13 protein-coding genes are annotated in these 16581 nt (G+C 71.6%); 3 read left to right on the top strand and 10 right to left on the bottom strand.

What is annotated here, in order from left to right:
• Positions 1–23: 23 nt before the first annotated feature.
• A complete protein-coding gene (gene prmC, locus C9992_RS13315) occupies positions 24–902 on the bottom strand; it encodes a peptide chain release factor N(5)-glutamine methyltransferase (RefSeq protein WP_106816102.1) in 879 nt (292 codons plus the stop codon).
• Between the two features lie 170 nt (positions 903–1072).
• Here prmC and cysK (C9992_RS13310) point away from each other — a divergent pair, with 170 nt between their 5' ends.
• From cysK (C9992_RS13310) to epsC, 3 genes are all read left to right on the top strand, one after another.
• The gene (cysK, locus tag C9992_RS13310) at positions 1073–2011 is read left to right on the top strand and encodes a cysteine synthase A (protein WP_106816101.1); all 939 of its coding nucleotides are present in this window, start codon (positions 1073–1075) and stop codon (positions 2009–2011) included.
• Between the two features lie 91 nt (positions 2012–2102).
• Positions 2103–3056 (top strand): cysteine synthase A, encoded by a 954-nt coding sequence (cysK, locus tag C9992_RS13305; RefSeq protein WP_106816100.1) that lies wholly within the window; start codon positions 2103–2105, stop codon positions 3054–3056.
• An 11-nt stretch (positions 3057–3067) separates the two neighbouring features.
• Positions 3068–3637, top strand: a complete 570-nt coding sequence (gene epsC / locus C9992_RS13300) for a serine O-acetyltransferase EpsC (RefSeq protein ID WP_106816237.1) — start codon at positions 3068–3070, stop codon at positions 3635–3637.
• Between the two features lie 125 nt (positions 3638–3762).
• Here the strand turns inward: epsC and C9992_RS13295 are convergent, their stop codons facing one another.
• From C9992_RS13295 to lysA, 9 genes are all read right to left on the bottom strand, one after another.
• Positions 3763–6573, bottom strand: a complete 2811-nt coding sequence (locus C9992_RS13295; RefSeq protein WP_106816099.1) for an ATP-binding protein — start codon at positions 6571–6573, stop codon at positions 3763–3765.
• A gap of 48 nt (positions 6574–6621) precedes the next feature.
• On the bottom strand, positions 6622–6819 hold the full coding sequence (locus C9992_RS13290) for a hypothetical protein (protein WP_106816098.1): 198 nt from the start codon (positions 6817–6819) through the stop codon (positions 6622–6624).
• A gap of 87 nt (positions 6820–6906) precedes the next feature.
• The gene (locus C9992_RS13285; RefSeq protein WP_106816097.1) at positions 6907–7860 is read right to left on the bottom strand and encodes an endonuclease domain-containing protein; all 954 of its coding nucleotides are present in this window, start codon (positions 7858–7860) and stop codon (positions 6907–6909) included.
• Between the two features lie 302 nt (positions 7861–8162).
• Positions 8163–9245 (bottom strand): peptide chain release factor 1, encoded by a 1083-nt coding sequence (prfA, locus tag C9992_RS13280; RefSeq protein WP_106816236.1) that lies wholly within the window; start codon positions 9243–9245, stop codon positions 8163–8165.
• Positions 9246–9252: 7 nt separating this feature from the next.
• Positions 9253–11472 (bottom strand): transcription termination factor Rho, encoded by a 2220-nt coding sequence (gene rho, locus C9992_RS13275; protein WP_407662246.1) that lies wholly within the window; start codon positions 11470–11472, stop codon positions 9253–9255.
• 201 nt (positions 11473–11673) lie between these two features.
• Entirely contained in the window at positions 11674–12621 is a 948-nt protein-coding gene (gene thrB / locus C9992_RS13270; RefSeq protein ID WP_106816096.1) for a homoserine kinase, read from the bottom strand.
• Positions 12618–13706, bottom strand: a complete 1089-nt coding sequence (gene thrC / locus C9992_RS13265) for a threonine synthase (RefSeq protein WP_106816095.1) — start codon at positions 13704–13706, stop codon at positions 12618–12620. Before thrC ends, thrB begins: the two co-directional genes overlap by 4 nt.
• A gap of 1 nt (position 13707) precedes the next feature.
• Positions 13708–15021, bottom strand: coding sequence for a homoserine dehydrogenase (locus C9992_RS13260; RefSeq protein ID WP_106816094.1), 1314 nt, complete (start codon positions 15019–15021; stop codon positions 13708–13710).
• Positions 15018–16463 carry a diaminopimelate decarboxylase gene (gene lysA, locus C9992_RS13255; RefSeq protein ID WP_106816093.1) on the bottom strand — a complete coding sequence of 482 codons (1446 nt, stop codon included), beginning with the start codon at positions 16461–16463 and terminating at the stop codon, positions 15018–15020. Before lysA ends, C9992_RS13260 begins: the two co-directional genes overlap by 4 nt.
• Between the last annotated feature and the right edge of the window lie 118 nt (positions 16464–16581).

The following is a 16581-nucleotide window of genomic DNA, read 5'->3' as shown; positions in this document are numbered from 1 at the left end:
GTGATCGCTTCCGCGCATGGCCGTCAGGGCCGCACGGCGGTCGTCGCGCGATCGCGCATCGTGAGGTCCGGGTGGGTGGCGGCGGCGCGCCAGCCGTCGGCGGCGAGGACCTCCCTCACCTGCTCTCCCTGCCACTCGCCGTGCTCGATCACGATCGTGCCGCCCGGGTGCGCCAGGCGCAGCCCCACCCGGCTCAGCACCCGAACGACGTCCAGGCCGTCCTCTCCCCCGTACAGCGCCGCGGGCGGGTCGTAGAACCGCACTTCCGGGTCGCGCGGGATGGCCGCATCCGGCACGTACGGCGGATTGGAGGCGACGACCGAGACGGTGCCGTCGAGTTCCGGGAAGGCGCGCTCCAGGTCGATGAAGGCCAGATGGGCGTTCTCAGCACCCACGAGCGCGAAGTTCTCCTTCGTCCACACGAACGCGTCAACCGAGTTCTCGGCGGCGAAGACCCGCGCGTGCGGCACCTCGGTCGCCATCGCCAGTGCGATGGCGCCGCTGCCGGTGCCGAGATCCACCGCGATCGGGGAGGGGGATGCCGCCGCGCGCAGCGCATCGATGGCCAGTTGCGCGAGGATCTCGGTCTCGGGCCGGGGCACGAAGACCCCCGGGCCGACCCGGAGCTCGAGGTGCCGGAAGGGTGCGGTCCCCGTGATGTGCTGCAGCGGCTCGCGCGTCGCACGTCGGGCGACGAGTCCGTCGAGCCGTGCCGCCTGGTCGGCCGTGAGCCGGTCTCCGCGGACGGCGGCTGCCTGCACTCCCCCGCGCCCGCTGCCGAGCACGACAGCGGTCAGGAGCTCGGCGTCCACCAGCGGGTCGGCGATCCCGGCACCGGCCAGGCGCGACGCGGCGCGCGTGAGCGCCTCGGACAGCGGAAGGGAGTCGTCTGAGGATGACATGACCGATCAACCCTATGCCGGTGCGCCCCACCGCGGCGTCGCGGACCGGGCGCGTGGCGGGGCGCGAGAGTACCGCGTCTGCACCAGCTTCGCGTCACACAAGGACTCACGGAAGGGCCCTCCCCCTAGGCTGGTGCACGATCTGCCGTGAACCTTCCGAAAGGCCCGACATGCCCGGCATCCACTCCGATATCACCGCTGCTTTCGGCAACACCCCGCTGGTCCGCCTGAACCGTGTGACCGACGGCGCGGGGGCCGAGGTCTACGCCAAGCTCGAGTTCTACAACCCCGGTTCCAGCGTCAAGGACCGCTTGGGCATCGCGATCGTCGACGCCGCCGAGGCGGCCGGTGCCCTCCAGCCCGGCGGCACGATCGTCGAGGCCACCAGCGGCAACACCGGCATCGCGCTGGCCCTCGTCGGGGCGGCGCGCGGCTACAAGGTCATCCTCGCGATGCCGTCGTCGATGTCGGTCGAGCGTCGCCTGCTGCTGAAGGCATTCGGCGCCCAGCTCGTGCTCACCGACCCGGCCGGCGGCATGAAGGGCGCCGTCGCCGAGGCCGAGCGCATCGCTGCTGAGACCCCGGGCGCGATCCTCGCCAAGCAGTTCGAGAACCAGGCGAACCGCGAGATCCACCGCAAGACCACCGCCGAGGAGATCTGGCGTGACACCGGCGGTGACGTCGACATCTTCGTCGCCGGCATCGGCACCGGCGGCACCATCACCGGCGTCGGCCAGGTGCTCAAGGAGCGCAAGCCCGACGTCCGCGTCGTCGCCGTCGAGCCGTCGGCGTCTCCTCTGCTGTCCACCGGGACCCCCGGCCCTGCCAAGATCCAGGGCATCGGCCCGAACTTCGTGCCGCCGATCCTCGACACCACCGTCTACGACGAGGTCGTCACGGTCGAGTTCGACGACGCCATCGCGACGTCGCGCGACCTGGCCGCCAAGGAAGGCATCCTCGTCGGCATCTCCAGCGGTGCGGCGGTCTGGGCCGCCCTGCAGGTGGCCGCGCGCCCCGAGAACGCCGGCAAGAAGATCGTCGTGGTCACCCCCGACACCGGCGAGCGTTACCTCTCCACCGCGCTTTTCGAGGATCTGCGCGAAGATTGATCCATCACGACGGCGCGCCGGGCGACCCGTTCGGGGACCGGCGCGCCGTCGGCGTTTTCGTCCGCACCGCTCGAATCCGAGGAGCAGCTCCGTGCCCGGCATCCATCCCGACATCACGACGGCTTTCGGCCAGACCCCGCTGGTGCGCCTGAACACCCTCACCGCGGGGCTCGAGGCCGAGGTGGTCGCGAAACTCGAGTTCTACAACCCCGGCTCATCGGTGAAGGATCGGCTGGGTTACGCGCTGGTCGAAGCGGCCGAGGCGTCGGGCGAGCTGCAGCCCGGCGGGACGATCGTGGAGTCCACCAGCGGAAACACCGGCATCGCCCTCGCGCTCATCGGGGCTGCCAGGGGGTACCGCGTTGTCCTCACCATGCCGGCCTCGATGTCGAAGGAACGGCGGACGCTGCTGAAGGCGTACGGGGCTGAGCTCGTGCTCACCGACCCGTACAAGGGCATGACGGAGGCCGTCGAGACGGCGCAGCGCATCGCGGCCGAGACACCCGGCGCCGTGCTCGCGCGCCAGTTCGAGCACGAGGCGAATGCCGCCATCCACCGCCAGACCACGGCGGAGGAGATCTGGCGCGACACCGACGGCCGCGTGGACGTCTTCGTGGCGGGTTCGGGTACCGGCGGCACCGTGACCGGCGTCGGACAGGTGCTCAAACAGCGCAACCCCGACGTCAAGGTGGTGCTGGTGGAACCCAAGGACTCCCCCGTCCTGACCGAGGGACGCGCCGGCGGCCACCGTATCCAGGGCATCGGCCCCAACTTCGTACCGGACGTGCTGGACCGGTCGGTCGTCGACGAGATCGTCGACGTCGAGTTCGACGACGCCATCCGCGTCGCCCGAGAGCTCGCCGCACGCGAAGGCATCCTCGCGGGGATGTCGGCGGGAGCGGCGGTGTGGACCGCTCTGCAGATCGCCGCCCGCCCCGAGTCGGTCGGCAAGCGCATCGTGGTGATCGTCCCGGACTCCGGCGAGCGGTACCTCTCGACGGCTCTGTACGCGCACCTGCGCGACCCCGAGGAGGCGGCGAAGTGACGACGCAGCACATCGGGATCATCGCGAGAGTGCGCGAGGACGTCGCGGCGGCACGCCTGCGCGATCCGGCGGCCCGTGGCGGCCTGGAGATCGCCGTGCTCTACCCCGGCCTCCACGCGATCTGGGCGCACCGCGTGTGGCACGCGCTGTGGACCCGCGGCTTCCGCTTCCTCGCTCGCGCCGGATCCCAGATCACACGCTGGATGACGGGCATCGAGATCCACCCCGGCGCCACCATCGGCCGCCGATTCTTCATCGACCACGGCATGGGCGTGGTGATCGGGGAGACCGCCGAGGTCGGTGACGACGTCATGCTGTATCACGGCGTCACGCTGGGCGGCCGGCAGCGCGAGGGCGGCAAGCGCCACCCGACGATCGAGGACGGCGTCGCGATCGGCGCAGGGGCGAAGATCCTCGGCCCCGTCACCGTGGGCGCCGGCTCCGTGGTCGGCGCGAACGCGGTGGTCACGAAGGACGCGCCCGCTGACAGCGTGCTCGTGGGTGTCCCGGCCAAGCCCCGCGCGCGCCGCACCGGCGACGACACGCGCGCCCTGCTGACCGCGCCCGAGTACTCCATCTGAGGGGCTTCGGGCCACGCATCCAGCTGGATGGTGACCGCTCACGAGATGCCACGACGGTTCAGGCGACCGGCTCGCCGGATCCGACGGCGCTTCAGGCGACTCGGCTCACCGGATCCGACGGCGCTTCAGGCGACTCGCCGTGCATGGATGGCAGCGGCCTCCGTGCGTGAGGAGGCGCCCAGCTTGCGCAGGATCGCCGACACGTGCACCGAGACCGTCTTGGCGCTGATGTAGAGCCGGCGGGCGATCTGCGCATTGCTGAGCCCCTCGGCCACGAGCGCCAGCACCTGCTCCTCGCGAGCGGTGAGGGCGGTATCGGTCGCGCCCGTCGACAGCCCCGCGTCGGCGAGGAGCTGGTGCGCCCGGCGCGCGAGCCGGTCGGCGCCGATCTCCTCGGCGAACGCCGCGGCCTGCTCCAGACGCTCCTTCGCGGCGGCGCGCTCGGCCGCGTCGACGAGCCGCTCCCCGTCGCGCAGCATGGCGTACGCACGCACGTACGCCGGCCCCGAGGCATCTATGGCGGCACTCCAGGGCCCTTCGCCCAGTTCGGCCGCGAACACCGCGGCCCACAGCGCAGCGATGGGCCAGCCGGTGAGGCGGTCGATGATCGCGCGGAACGGGGCGAGCTCGGCACCCGTCCCCTCCCCCGCACCCTGCGCGCGCAGCATGGCGACGGCACGCGCGGCGACCGCCGCCAAGGGCAGATCGAGCGGCGCGTTGCCCTCCGCCGCGAACTCGCGGGCGGCGGACGCGTGCTCGAGCGCCCGGCGGGCGTCGCCGCGAGCCAGGGCGAGCTCACCCAGGTCGTACGCGAGCCCCAGGCGGGTCTGGTACTCGTACACGCCGAACGGCGCCAGCTCGTCGAGGACGTCGTCCAGCGCGCGCTCGGCGTCGTCGAGGCGGCCGCGCCAGACCGCGAGGCACAGCAGCCGCTCACGCAGGAACGCGGAGAAGAGGCCGGACTCGATGAGCGGCGCCAGCTGCTCGCCCATCTGCTCCGCCTCGCGCATCCGCCCGGCGTACATCATCGCCTCTATGAGGTTCGCCTCGACCATCAGCAACGGCCCTCGGTCGGCGAAGTGCTCCCTGCCGTAGGCGGTCCCCTCTCGGGCCAACGCCACCGCGTCGTCGTAGCGCCCCACCAGCATGAGGCTGTTGGAGTAATTGATGTAGAAGCGCATCATCGCCCGGATGAAGCCTTCCGAGCGCCGCCGCGCCTCCTCGAACAGCTCGACCCCGTCGGCGTCGCCGCTGGAGGTGCGGCAGGTCGCCGCGATGAGAAGGGCCTGCGCGACGATCTCGGCGGCGCCCCGATCCCCGGCATCGGCGAAGGGCTCTGCGGTCGACTTGGCGGCCATGGCCAGATCCCATCCGAGCCGCTGCCGCCGATTGAGCATGTGCACGCGCGCCGAGCTCAGCAGCAGGTCGGCGCGCAGCAGGTCGTACTGCGGGTCGTCGCCCAGGATGGCAAGGGCGCGGTCGATGCTCGCCAGCCCGTCCGACGTACCGGATTGCAGTTCGACGGTGGCAAGCTCCCCGAGCATCGACGCCAGACCCGCTCGATCGTCCTCGGGCCAGTCGGCCACCGCCTCGCGCGCGAAGGCGAGTGCGCGCTCGTGGCGGTTCGCCGAAACGAGCGCAGCCGCCGTCCGGCGCAGCAGGTGCACGCGCGTGACACCGGCGACGGCAATCGGATCGGGCACCGCGTCCCACAGCTCGAGGGCCCGCTCGCCCGCCTCCGCCGCCGTCGACCATGCCGATGCCCGGCTCGCCGCGCGCTGCGCGTTCACCGCTGCGGCCAGGGCGCGGTCGGCGGCGCGGGCCGCCCACCAGTGGTGCGCGACGTCGGCGAGCACCCGCGGCGTCGGGTCGACGGCCTCCAGCGCGGTCGCGTACGCGATATGGAGGCGAACGCGCTCGGTGGGGAGGAGCTCCGCGTACACGGCTTCGCGCATGAGGGCGTGCCGGAAGGCGTAGTCGTCGTCGTGCACCACGATCACCTGCGCGTCGACGGCGGCGCGCACCGCCGTCTCGAACGCCGCCTCGCTCCCGCCGTGCACCTCTCGGGCGACCCCGTGCGCCACCGAGACACCGCCGGTGGCCAGCACCCGGATGAAGGCGCGGGTGTCGGCATCCAGTGCTTCGTATCGCAGCAGGAGGACGTCGCGCAGCGATGTCGGAAGGCGATCGCCCGAGAAGCTGGCGAGCTCCTCGATGTAGAACGGGATGCCTTCGCTGCGGGCGGCGATGTCGCGCAGCACCTCGCCCGCGACCGCGTCGCCGCCGATCGCGCCGGCGAGCGCGCCGGCCTCGCTGTCGCTCAGTCGCGACAGCGGCCGGTGGACGAGCAGGCGCGCGCGCTCGAGCTCGGTCAGCACCGGTCGGAGCGGGTGGCCGCGACCGACGTCGTCGGTGCGGTAAGTGAGCGCGACGAACAGCGGGACCGCGGCGGCACGACGGACCAGCCGGGCGATGATCTCGAGCGTCGTGCCGTCGGCCCAGTGCAGGTCCTCCACCACCACGACGAGCCGCTGCAGCCGGGCCAGCGCCGACATGAGCTCGACCACGACGTCGACGAGCCGTTCCGCCCCTTCACCGCCGCCGCCCAGGCTCGGGACGAGCACGCCGAGCGCGTCCGCTCCCCGGCCGGCCGCTTCGCGCACGACGTCCGCGCCGAACGCGTCCTGGGCGCTGCGGAGCAGGTCGACGATCGCCGCGAGCGGCGCGGGACCGGAACCTGAGTCGACGCAGCCGCCGCGCAGCACCACCCAGTCGTCCAGTGCGGCCGTGAACTCCCGGAGAAGGCGGGTCTTGCCCATGCCGGCGTCGCCCGAGATGACGACGGCGCGACCGGACCGCCCGACGGCGGCCAGGTCGTCGCGGAGGTCAGCGAGATCGGCGGTACGGCCGATGAGCGGCACATGCCCTACCTGCACGTCCCCATTGTGGCAGGTGGGTCCGACGCCGTGTCGCGTCTGTGGCCGTCAGCCGCGGCGGCGGTCCTCGGCACGCTCCCGGATGAACAGCGGCGGCAGCAGCCACGCCGCCAGCGCCGTCACCAGCCACACGACGAGCGTGCCGAGGGTCCACGCGAGCGGTCCGTCGATGCCCACGCCGGCAGCGGGACGCCGGGTGAGCCGGAGGAGCCACGGTGCGAGGTCGCTCCGGCTGATTCGTTTCACTTGCGCTGAACGTACGCGCGAACGGCCGCTCGGCGTACATTCAGCGCAAGTGAAATGGGTGCCGGGGCAACCGGGAGCGACGCAGCCTCACGAGCGCGAACCGAGTGCGCCGCGCACGCGACCGACGAGTACGTCTGGCGCCTCGAACACCTCGGCCCGCGTCACGCGAATGACGCGCCACCCGAGTGCGGCGAGCCGATCGTGCTTCTCGAGATCGCGCAGCCATTGGGCCTGGCTCACACGGTGGTGGTCCCCCTCGTATTCGATGGCGATCTTCTCGGCGACGTACGCGAGATCGACGCAGCCGATGAAGGCGCCGACGTCGTCGTAGACGTCATGATCGAGGACCGGCTCCGGCAGCCCGGCATCCGTGATCGTGAGCCGAGTCCACGTCTCAGGCCGCGATGCGGCCCTGGGGCGCGTACGGCGCAGCGCGTCCTCGAGCGCGCGGATGCCGATCCTGCGGCCGCATGCAAGCTCGACGGCGAGCTCGCCCACCGTTGCGTAGGCAGGTCTGAGCACGCGCCCGTGGGGCCCCGCCACCCGTGGGGTCCGGATGATCGCGTCGGCGATGGCCGTGAGATCGTACGGATGCCGCACCATCGAACCCAACTGGGCCCAAGTCGACACGGGGGACGTGATCGCGAACCCCTCGGGATGCCTCACCACTGTGACTTGCGCCGGCCGCAGCTGATGGCCACGCACACCCCGGCCCGCCGGCGCGCGACGCGGAGCGGGCACGGAGACGTCGATGCGCTCCGTGTCCACGGGCGGCAGCGGCAGCTCCCACAGCAACGCTGCAGTCACATGCGAGAAGCACTCGTGCGCATGCATATGGACGACGAACTGCCTGGCGAGGCGGCAGTGCGCCTCACGGGCGAGTTCGAACGGGTGCCGGTCCGCGGCGTCGTCCTCGACCACGCGCTGGGCGCGAAGGCCGGCGAAAGGTCGCTCGAGGGCGGGATGATCGATCGCGCGGCGCGGCATCCCGGCGCGAACGGCATCGGCGACGCGGAAGGCTGGCCCGTCGAGAGGAAACACGAGCGCACTCTGCCACGTCCCGGCACGGCATCCGTCGATCTCTCCACAGGCTGGCGCGGGCGTCTTCGTCACGCGCCCGTCGCCTCCCGTCCGTCGCCGCCGTCGTCCCGCCTCGTCGCCCGAAAACGTTTCACTTGCGCTGAACGTACGCCGAGATGGCGTTCCGGTGTACGTTCAGCGCAAGTGAAACGATCCAGGGCGGGGGCGGCGACGCGCGGTACGCAGCGACGAGGCGGCGGAGGCGGCGACGCAACGACGAGGCGCCCCCGGAGGCGACGCGCGCCCGGAGGAGGGACCGCGCGTCAGGCGTCGTCGGAGCCGAGGGCGGCCAGGCGCGCCTCCTCGTCGGCCTGGATCGCCGACTCGATCAGGGGGTCGAGGGCGCCGTCCATGACCTGGTCGAGGTTGTACGCCTTGTAGCCGGTGCGGTGGTCGGCGATGCGGTTCTCGGGGAAGTTGTACGTGCGGATGCGCTCGGACCGGTCCATGCCGCGGATCTGCGACTTGCGGGCGTCGGATGCCGCCGCCTCGAGCTCCTCCTGCTGCCGGGCGAGCAGACGGGCCCGCAGAACGCGCATGCCCGCCTCTCGGTTCTGCAGCTGCGACTTCTCGTTCTGCATCGAGACGACGATCCCGGTCGGCACGTGCGTGATCCGCACCGCCGAGTCGGTCGTGTTGACCGACTGGCCGCCGGGCCCGGACGAGCGGAAGACGTCGACCTTCAGGTCGTTCGGGTCGATGTGGATCTCTTCGGGCTCGTCCACCTCGGGGAACACCAGCACGCCGGTGGTCGAGGTGTGGATGCGCCCCTGCGACTCCGTCGCCGGCACCCGCTGCACGCGGTGCACGCCGCCCTCGTACTTCAGGTGCGCCCATACGCCCTGCGCCGGGTCGCTCGACGTGCCCTTGATCGCGACCTGGACGTCCTTGTAACCGCCGAGATCGGACTCGTTGCGCTCGAGCAGCTCGGTCTTCCAGCCCTTGGATGCCGCGTACTGCAGGTACATCCGCAGCAGGTCGGCGGCGAACAGCGCCGACTCGGCGCCGCCCTCCCCCTGCTTGATCTCCATGATCACGTCGCGCGCGTCGTCGGGGTCGCGCGGGATCAGCAGACGCCGCAGCCTCTCCTGCGCCTCGGCGAGTCTGGCCTCCAGCGCAGGGACCTCCTCGGCGAACGCCTCGTCCTCACGCGCAAGCTCTCGGGCGGCATCCAGATCGACGGATGCCGCCGTCCAGTCCTCGTGCGCCTTCACGATGCGCGACAGCTCGGCGTAGCGCCGGTTCACCCGCTTGGCACGGGCCACGTCAGCGTGCACAGCAGGGTCGGACAGCTCGGCCTGGACTGCCGCGTGCTCCTCGATCAGCCCTTTGACGGACTCGAACATCGCCAGGTCAGCGGATGCTGTTGTCGTGCGCGTGGCTGTGGCCACCACCATGCCCGTTGCCGTGGACCGGCGCGGGGATCGACTTCTGCATCTGCACCAGGAACTCGACGTTCGACTGGGTCTCCTTGAGCTTGCCGAGCACGACCTCCAGCGCCTGCTGGGGCTCGAGACCGGCCAGCGCGCGGCGGAGCTTCCAGGTGATCTTGACCTCGTCGGGCGAGAGCAGCATCTCCTCGCGGCGGGTGCTGGACGCGTTGACGTCCACGGCCGGGAAGATCCGCTTGTCGGCGAGCTGGCGGGTCAGGCGCCGCTCGCTGTTGCCGGTGCCCTTGAACTCCTCGAAGATGACGTCGTCCATCTTGGAGCCCGTCTCGACGAGGGCGGTTGCGAGGATCGTGAGCGATCCGCCGTTCTCGATGTTGCGCGCGGCGCCGAAGAAGCGCTTGGGCGGGTACAGCGCCGACGCGTCGACGCCACCGGTGAGCACACGACCGGAGGTCGGGGCGGAGATGTTGTACGCCCGACCGAGGCGGGTGATCGAGTCGAGCAGCACCACGACATCCCGGCCGAGCTCCACAAGGCGCTTCGCACGCTCGATGGCGAGCTCGGCGACGGTGGTGTGGTCCTCGGCGGGACGGTCGAAGGTCGAGGCGATGACCTCGCCCTTGACGGTGCGCTGCATGTCGGTGACCTCTTCGGGGCGCTCGTCGACGAGCACGACCATGAGGTGCACCTCGGGGTTGTTGATCGCGATGGCGTTGGCGATCTGCTGCAGCACGATCGTCTTGCCGGCCTTGGGAGGCGCGACGATGAGGCCGCGCTGACCCTTGCCGATCGGCGCCACGAGGTCGATGATGCGCTGCGTCAGCTTCTCGGGCGCCGTCTCCAGCCGCAGGCGCTCCTGCGGGTACAGCGGCGTCAGCTTGCCGAACTCGACGCGGTTGGCGGCATCCTCGATCGACAGGCCGTTGATGGCGTCGACCTTCACCAGCGCGTTGTACTTCTGGCGGCTGGACTGCTCGCCCTCGCGCGGCTGCTTGATCGCGCCGACGACCGCGTCGCCCTTGCGCAGGTTGTACTTCTTCACCTGACCGAGCGAGACGTAGACGTCGCTCTGGCCCGGGAGGTACCCGGTGGTGCGCACGAAGGCGTAGTTGTCGAGCACGTCGAGGATGCCGGCGATCGGGATGAGGACGTCGTCCTCGCCGATCTCGGTCTCGAACTCGTCGCCGGTCGGCTGACCGCCGCGACGCTTGTTGCGCTGACGTCCGCGGCCGTTGCCCTGAGCCTGCGGCTCCTCCTCGGCGGTCTCGGCCTTCGCGGTCTCTGCGGCCGGCGCGTTCTGCTTCTCGGGGGCGTTCTGACCACCCTGCGCCTTGTCGCCGTTCTGGTTGCGGTTGCGGCTGCGGCTCCGGCTGCGGCTGCGGCCGCGCGACGGCGCCTCAGCCCCGTCGGTCTCGACCTGCTGCTCGCCGCCCTCCGCCTGGTCCGCGGTCGGCTCGGCGTCGGCCGTGCCCTCAGCGGGGGCGGATGCCGCTTCCGCCGGCTGCGTCGCGGCCTCGGCGTCGGCCGCGCTCGCAGCGGGGGCCTCGCTCGCCGCCCCGGCGGCCGCCTCGGCGGGGGCCTCGCTCACGACCTCGGTCGGGGTCTCGGCGGGCGCGGTGTCGGCACTCTTGGCCCGACGGGGCGCTCGCTTGCGCGGTGCCTTCGCCGGCGCGGCCGGTGCCTCCGCAGCCGGTGCCTCCGCAGCCGGTGCCTCCGCGGCCGGTGCCTCCGCAGCCGGCGCCTCCGCAGCCGGTGCCTCGGTCTCGGTGACCACGGCCTCTGCGACCGCGGCATCGGCGGCGGCATCGGCCACCGCGGCATCGACGACGGCCTCTTCGGCCACGGCCTCGGCAACGAACGCGTCGGCGAGCGCCTGTTCGGCGACGACGGCAGACGCGTCGGCGGCCGCCTCGTCACCCGCGTCCGCGGCGGCCTGCGCCTCGGCGACCGCCTCTTCGGCGACCTGCTCGGCCACGACGGCCTCGACGACGGCTTCGGCCGCGACCGCGTCGGCGTCCTCGGCCTCGGCGACGGCCGCATCGGCAGCCTGCGCGGCCGCGGCGGTGTCATCGGCGGCGGCTTCGGCCGACGCCTCGGAGGATGCCGCGTTCTCGACGGCCTCAGGCGCTTCCGCGCGCTCGTCGGCCGGAACGTCGGCGTGGATCTCGGAGATGGACTCCACGAGTTCTCCCTTGTGAGTACGAATGGTTGTGCACGATCACACGGCGTTCTCTCCGGGGCGGGTGCCCCTTCGACCGGTTGTCAGGCCTGCCGAATCACCCGCCGACGGGGTGAGGGACCGCGAGGGTGCTCAGCGGACGTCGGCAGGTCAGAATGCCGTGCGGTGGTTTCGCAGAATTGCGACGGAGGCCAGATTCACGAGTTACGTGGAACCCTCCGCGTACTCCCTCACTGTACCACCCTTGAAGTCGACGGCGAGCATGAGGGCTTCCCACGGGGTGTCGGTCGTGGCAGCGGCCAGCGCAGCCGCTTCCAGCCGACGGCCGGGACCGTCCGCCAGCACGAGGACGCTGGGCCCGGCCCCCGAGACGACGGCGGCGAATCCGGCCGCACGCAGCGCGCGCACCAGCTTGTCGGTCTCCGGCATGGCGCCGGCCCGATAGTTCTGGTGCAGCTTGTCCTCCGTCGCGGCCTGCAGCAGCTCGGGGCTCTGCGTGAGCGCCGCGATCAGCAGCGCCGAGCGCGAGACGTTGAAGACGGCATCCTCGCGCGGCACCTGGGTGGGCTGCAGACTGCGGGCGAGCTTCGTCGACATCGTGAACTCGGGCACGAACACCAGGGGCGACACGCCGCGGTGCACCAGCAGCTTCTTGTGCTGCGGACCGGACTCGTCGACCCACGCGATCGTGAGCCCCCCGAAGAGCGCCGGCGCGACGTTGTCGGGATGACCTTCCAGCTCGGTCGCCAGGCGCAGCAGCGCGTCAGGTCCGAACTCCACATCCCCCTCGAGCAGACCCTTGGCCGCCAGCAGACCCGACACCACGGCCGCCCCCGACGATCCCAGGCCCCGCCCGTGCGGGATGATGTTCCGCGCCACCAGTCGCAGACCGGGCATGCGCCTGCCCACCGACTCGTACGCGTAGGCGATCGCCCGCACCACCAGATGCGAGGCGTCGCGGGGCACATCGGCGGCGCCCGCGCCCTCGACCTCGATCTCCAGTTCGCCCTCGGCGAGGGCGGTCACGTCGAGCTCGTCGTACACGCTGAGCGCCAGGCCCAGCGTGTCGAACCCGGGCCCCAGGTTCGCGCTCGTCGCGGGGACCCGGACGAGGACCCGCCGTCCCGGGGCCGGCACGACGGCTGCGTTCACGCCGACGCCGCCGCGGGCGCGAGCTCGAGGACGGATGCCACCTCCGAGGTCGCCGCGTCCACCACGGTGGGCTCCACCTGCGTGCCGTCGGCGTTGCGCAGCGCCCAGTGCGGATCCTTCAGCCCGTGACCGGTCACGGTGAGCACGACGCGGGCGCCCTGCGGCACCACCCCGGCCTCGACACGGTCGAGCAACCCGGCGACGCTGATGGCCGAGGCGGGTTCGACGAAGATGCCGACCTCCCCCGACAGCAGCTTCTGCGCCGCGAGGATCCGGTCGTCGTCGATGGCGCCGAACCAGCCGTCCGTGGCGTCACGCGCTTCGAGCGCGAGGTCCCACGAGGCGGGGTTGCCGATGCGGATGGCGCTCGCGACGGTGTCGGGGTTCTTCACGACCTCGCCGCGGACGAGCGGCGCGGATCCCTCCGCCTGGAAGCCGAACATGCGGGGGACGCGCGTGGAGACGCCGCGTTCGGTCTCTTCGCGGTAGCCGCGCGTGTAGGCGGTGTAGTTGCCCGCGTTGCCCACGGGGATGAAGTGGAAGTCGGGCGCGTCGCCCAGCTGCTCGACGATCTCGTAGGCCGCCGTCTTCTGGCCGTCGATACGGTCGGGGTTGACCGAGTTGACCAGGTGCACCGGATAGTTGTCGGCCAGCTCCCGCGCGATCTCGAGGCAGTCGTCGAAGTTGCCCCGGATCTGGATCAGCCGGCCGTTGTGCGCCACCGCCTGGCTGAGCTTGCCCATCGCGATCTTGCCCTCTGGTACGAGCACGGCGGCGGTGATACCGGCGTGCGCGGCGTACGCGGCCGCTGAGGCGGAGGTGTTGCCCGTGGAGGCGCAGATGACGGCCTTCGCGCCGTGGTCGATCGCGCGCGAGACGGCGACGGTCATGCCGCGGTCCTTGAACGAGCCCGTCGGGTTCATACCCTCGAACTTCACCCACACGTCCGTCCCGGTGCGGCGGGACAGCGCCGGCGCCGGCAAGAGGGGCGTGCCGCCCTCGCCGAGCGTGACGACGGTCGACGTATCGGTGACCCCGAGCCGATCTGCGTATTCGCGGAGCACTCCGCGCCAAACATGTGCCATGTCAGTCTCCTTCCACGCGCAGCACCGACACGACGCGCTCGACGACGCCGCTCGCGGCGAGACGGTCCACCGTCTCGCTCAGGTCCTGCTCCAAAGCCTTGTGCGTGCCGATCACGAGGCGCGCCACGCCCGGTCGGCCGTTGCCGTCCTGGATGACGGTCTGCTCCACCGTCGCGATCGAGACGCGACCCTCGCTGAGGATGCCGGCGACGGTCGCCAGCACTCCGGCTTGGTCGTCGACCTCGAGCGTGATCTGGTAGCGGGTGGTCACCCGCCCCACGGGAACGATCGGCAGGTTCGCGAGCGTCGATTCGCCCACGCCCACGCCGCCGGCGATGTGACGCCGTGCGGCGGAGACGACATCGCCGAGGACAGCCGAGGCGGTCTGCACACCACCGGCTCCCGCGCCGTAGAACATCAGGTTGCCGGCGGCCTCGGCCTGCACGAAGACGGCGTTGTTCGCGCCGTGCACGCTGGCCAGCGGGTGCGCGCGGTCGATCAGCGCGGGATACACGCGCACCGAGATGGACTCGCCCGACTCGTCGTGCAGGCGCTCACACACCGCAAGCAGCTTGATGACGTAGCCGGCGTGTCGCGCGGCATCCATCATCGACTTGTCGACGGCCGTGATGCCCTCCCGATGCACGGCATCGAGGGGGACGGTGGTGTGGAACGCCAGGCTCGCCAGGATGGCGGCCTTCTGCGCGGCGTCATACCCTTCGACGTCGGCCGTGGGATCGGCCTCGGCGTAACCCAGGCGCTGGGCGTCGGCCAGCACGTCGGCGAACTCGGCACCCTCGGTGTCCATCCGGTCGAGGATGTAGTTCGTCGTGCCGTTGACGATGCCCATGATGCGCTGCACCCGGTCGCCGGCGAGCGAGTCGCGCAGCGGCCGGATGATGGGGATGGCGCCGGCGGCGGCCGCCTCGTAATAGACCTCGGCGCCGACCTGGTCGGCCGCGTCGAAGATCTCGGGACCGTGCGTGGCCAGCAGCGCCTTGTTCGCGGTCACGATGTCGGCACCGGAGTTGATCGCCTGCAGCAGATAGCCGCGCGCCGGCTCGATGCCGCCCATCAGCTCGATGACGATGTCGGCGCCGACGATGAGGGACTCCGCATCGGTCGTGAACAGTTCGCGTGGCAGCTCGACGTCGCGCTTGGCGTCGACGTCGCGCACGGCGATGCCCACCAGCTCCAGTCGCGCTCCCGCCCGGTCGGCGAGCTCGTCGGCGTGCTGACGCAGCAGCGCAGCGACCTGGGAGCCGACGGCTCCCGCTCCCAGCAGGGCGACCCGGAGGCGGCGGTAGTCGGTCACTGATCGGTCCCTTCCGTCGAGGCGGCATCGAGCGGACGCGCGGACGCGGGGACGCCGACGTCGCGAGCCAGCAGATCCTCGACCGTCTCACCGCGCACGATCACGCGCGCCCGGCCCCCGCGAAGCGCCACGACGGGCGGGCGGGGGACGTAGTTGTAGTTGCTCGACAGCGAGAAGCAGTACGCGCCGGTCGCCGGCACCGCCAGCAGGTCGCCCGGTGCGATGTCACCGGGGAGGTACTCGGCGTCCACGACGACGTCGCCCGACTCGCAGTGCTTGCCGACCACGCGGGCCAGAGCCGGTTCGGCGTCGCTCGTACGCGAGGCGATCCGCGCGGAGAACTGCGCCCCGTAGAGCGCCGGACGGGGGTTGTCGCTCATCCCGCCGTCGACGCTCACATACAGCCGTGAGTGGCCGCCGTCCAGCGCGACGGGCTTGGTGGTGCCGACCTCGTAGAGCGTCACTCCGGCGCGCCCGACGATCGCGCGCCCGGGCTCGAACGCGAGGTGGGGCATCGGGATGCCGCGCACCTCGCACTGCCGCGCGACGGCGTCGGCGATGCCGGCCGCCAAGGTCTCTATGGGCGTCGGGTCGTCGACCGAGGTGTACGCGATTCCGAACCCGCCGCCGAGGTTGAGCACCGGAAGCTCGCCGCCCTGAAGCAGTTCGGCATGCAGCTCCACGATGCGGGCCGCCGACTCCTCGAATCCGGCGGTGCCGAAGATCTGCGAGCCGATGTGGCAGTGCAGACCCACGAACTCCAGGCCGGGAAGCTCGCGGATCCGCGCCACGGCGGCCGGGGCATCCGCGAGTGTGAAGCCGAACTTCTGGTCTTCGTGAGCGGTCGCCAGGAACTCGTGCGTCTCGGCGTGCACTCCGCTGTTGACCCGCAGGAGCACGGGCTGGGTGGCGCCGCGACGCTCGACGATGGCGGCAAGTCGTTCGATCTCGATGAGGCTGTCGATGACGATCGAGCCGATTCCGACCTCGACGGCCCGTTCGAGCTCGGCGGAGGACTTGTTGTTGCCGTGGAATCCGAGCCGCGACGGGTCGGCGCCGGCGGCCAGGGCGACCGCCAGCTCTCCCCCCGTGCAGACGTCGACCGCGAGGCCTTCCTCGGTGACCCACCGCACCATCTCGGTGCTGAGGAACGCCTTGCCGGCGTAGTACACCCGCGCTTGCACCCCGTGACGTGCGGCAGCCGCGCGGAAGGCCTCCAGGGTTCGGCGTGCCGTGGCACGCACTTCGTCCTCGTCGAGCACGTACAGCGGCGTGCCGAATCGTTCGCGCAGCGCGGTCGCGGGGATGCCGCCGAGCTCGAGCACGCCGTCGTCGTCCCGGGTCGCCCGCTCCGGCCACACCGCGGGCGCCAGCCGGTTGGCGTGGGCCGGGCGCTCGAGCCATGCGGGGGCGACGGAGCGAGAGTGCGGGTCGGCGGACACAGGGGACCAATCGGTGGGAGCTTCGACGCGATGCGGCCTGCGGCTGCACGCGGCAGTTTCGGGCTGCGGCCGCCCGGATTCCCGGGTGCGGCGATGCCACGGCCGGAAGGGTCACGCG

The sequence above is a fragment of the Microbacterium timonense genome (genome assembly GCF_900292075.1).
GTDB classification, from domain to species: Bacteria; Actinomycetota; Actinomycetes; order Actinomycetales; family Microbacteriaceae; genus Microbacterium; species Microbacterium timonense.
The sequence above is the reverse complement of the archived record's forward strand: the minus strand, read 5'-3'. Positions and strand labels throughout refer to the sequence as shown.

What these genes read in the sequence shown, in the direction of transcription:
- prfA (WP_106816236.1), bottom strand. Translation starts at nt 9,245, where the DNA reads ATGTTCGAGTCCGTCAAAGGGCTGATCGAGGAGCACGCGGCAGTCCAG.
- thrC (WP_106816095.1), bottom strand. Translation starts at nt 13,706, where the DNA reads ATGGCACATGTTTGGCGCGGAGTGCTCCGCGAATACGCAGATCGGCTC.
- cysK (WP_106816101.1), top strand. Translation starts at nt 1,073, where the DNA reads ATGCCCGGCATCCACTCCGATATCACCGCTGCTTTCGGCAACACCCCG.
- prmC (WP_106816102.1), bottom strand. Translation starts at nt 902, where the DNA reads ATGTCATCCTCAGACGACTCCCTTCCGCTGTCCGAGGCGCTCACGCGC.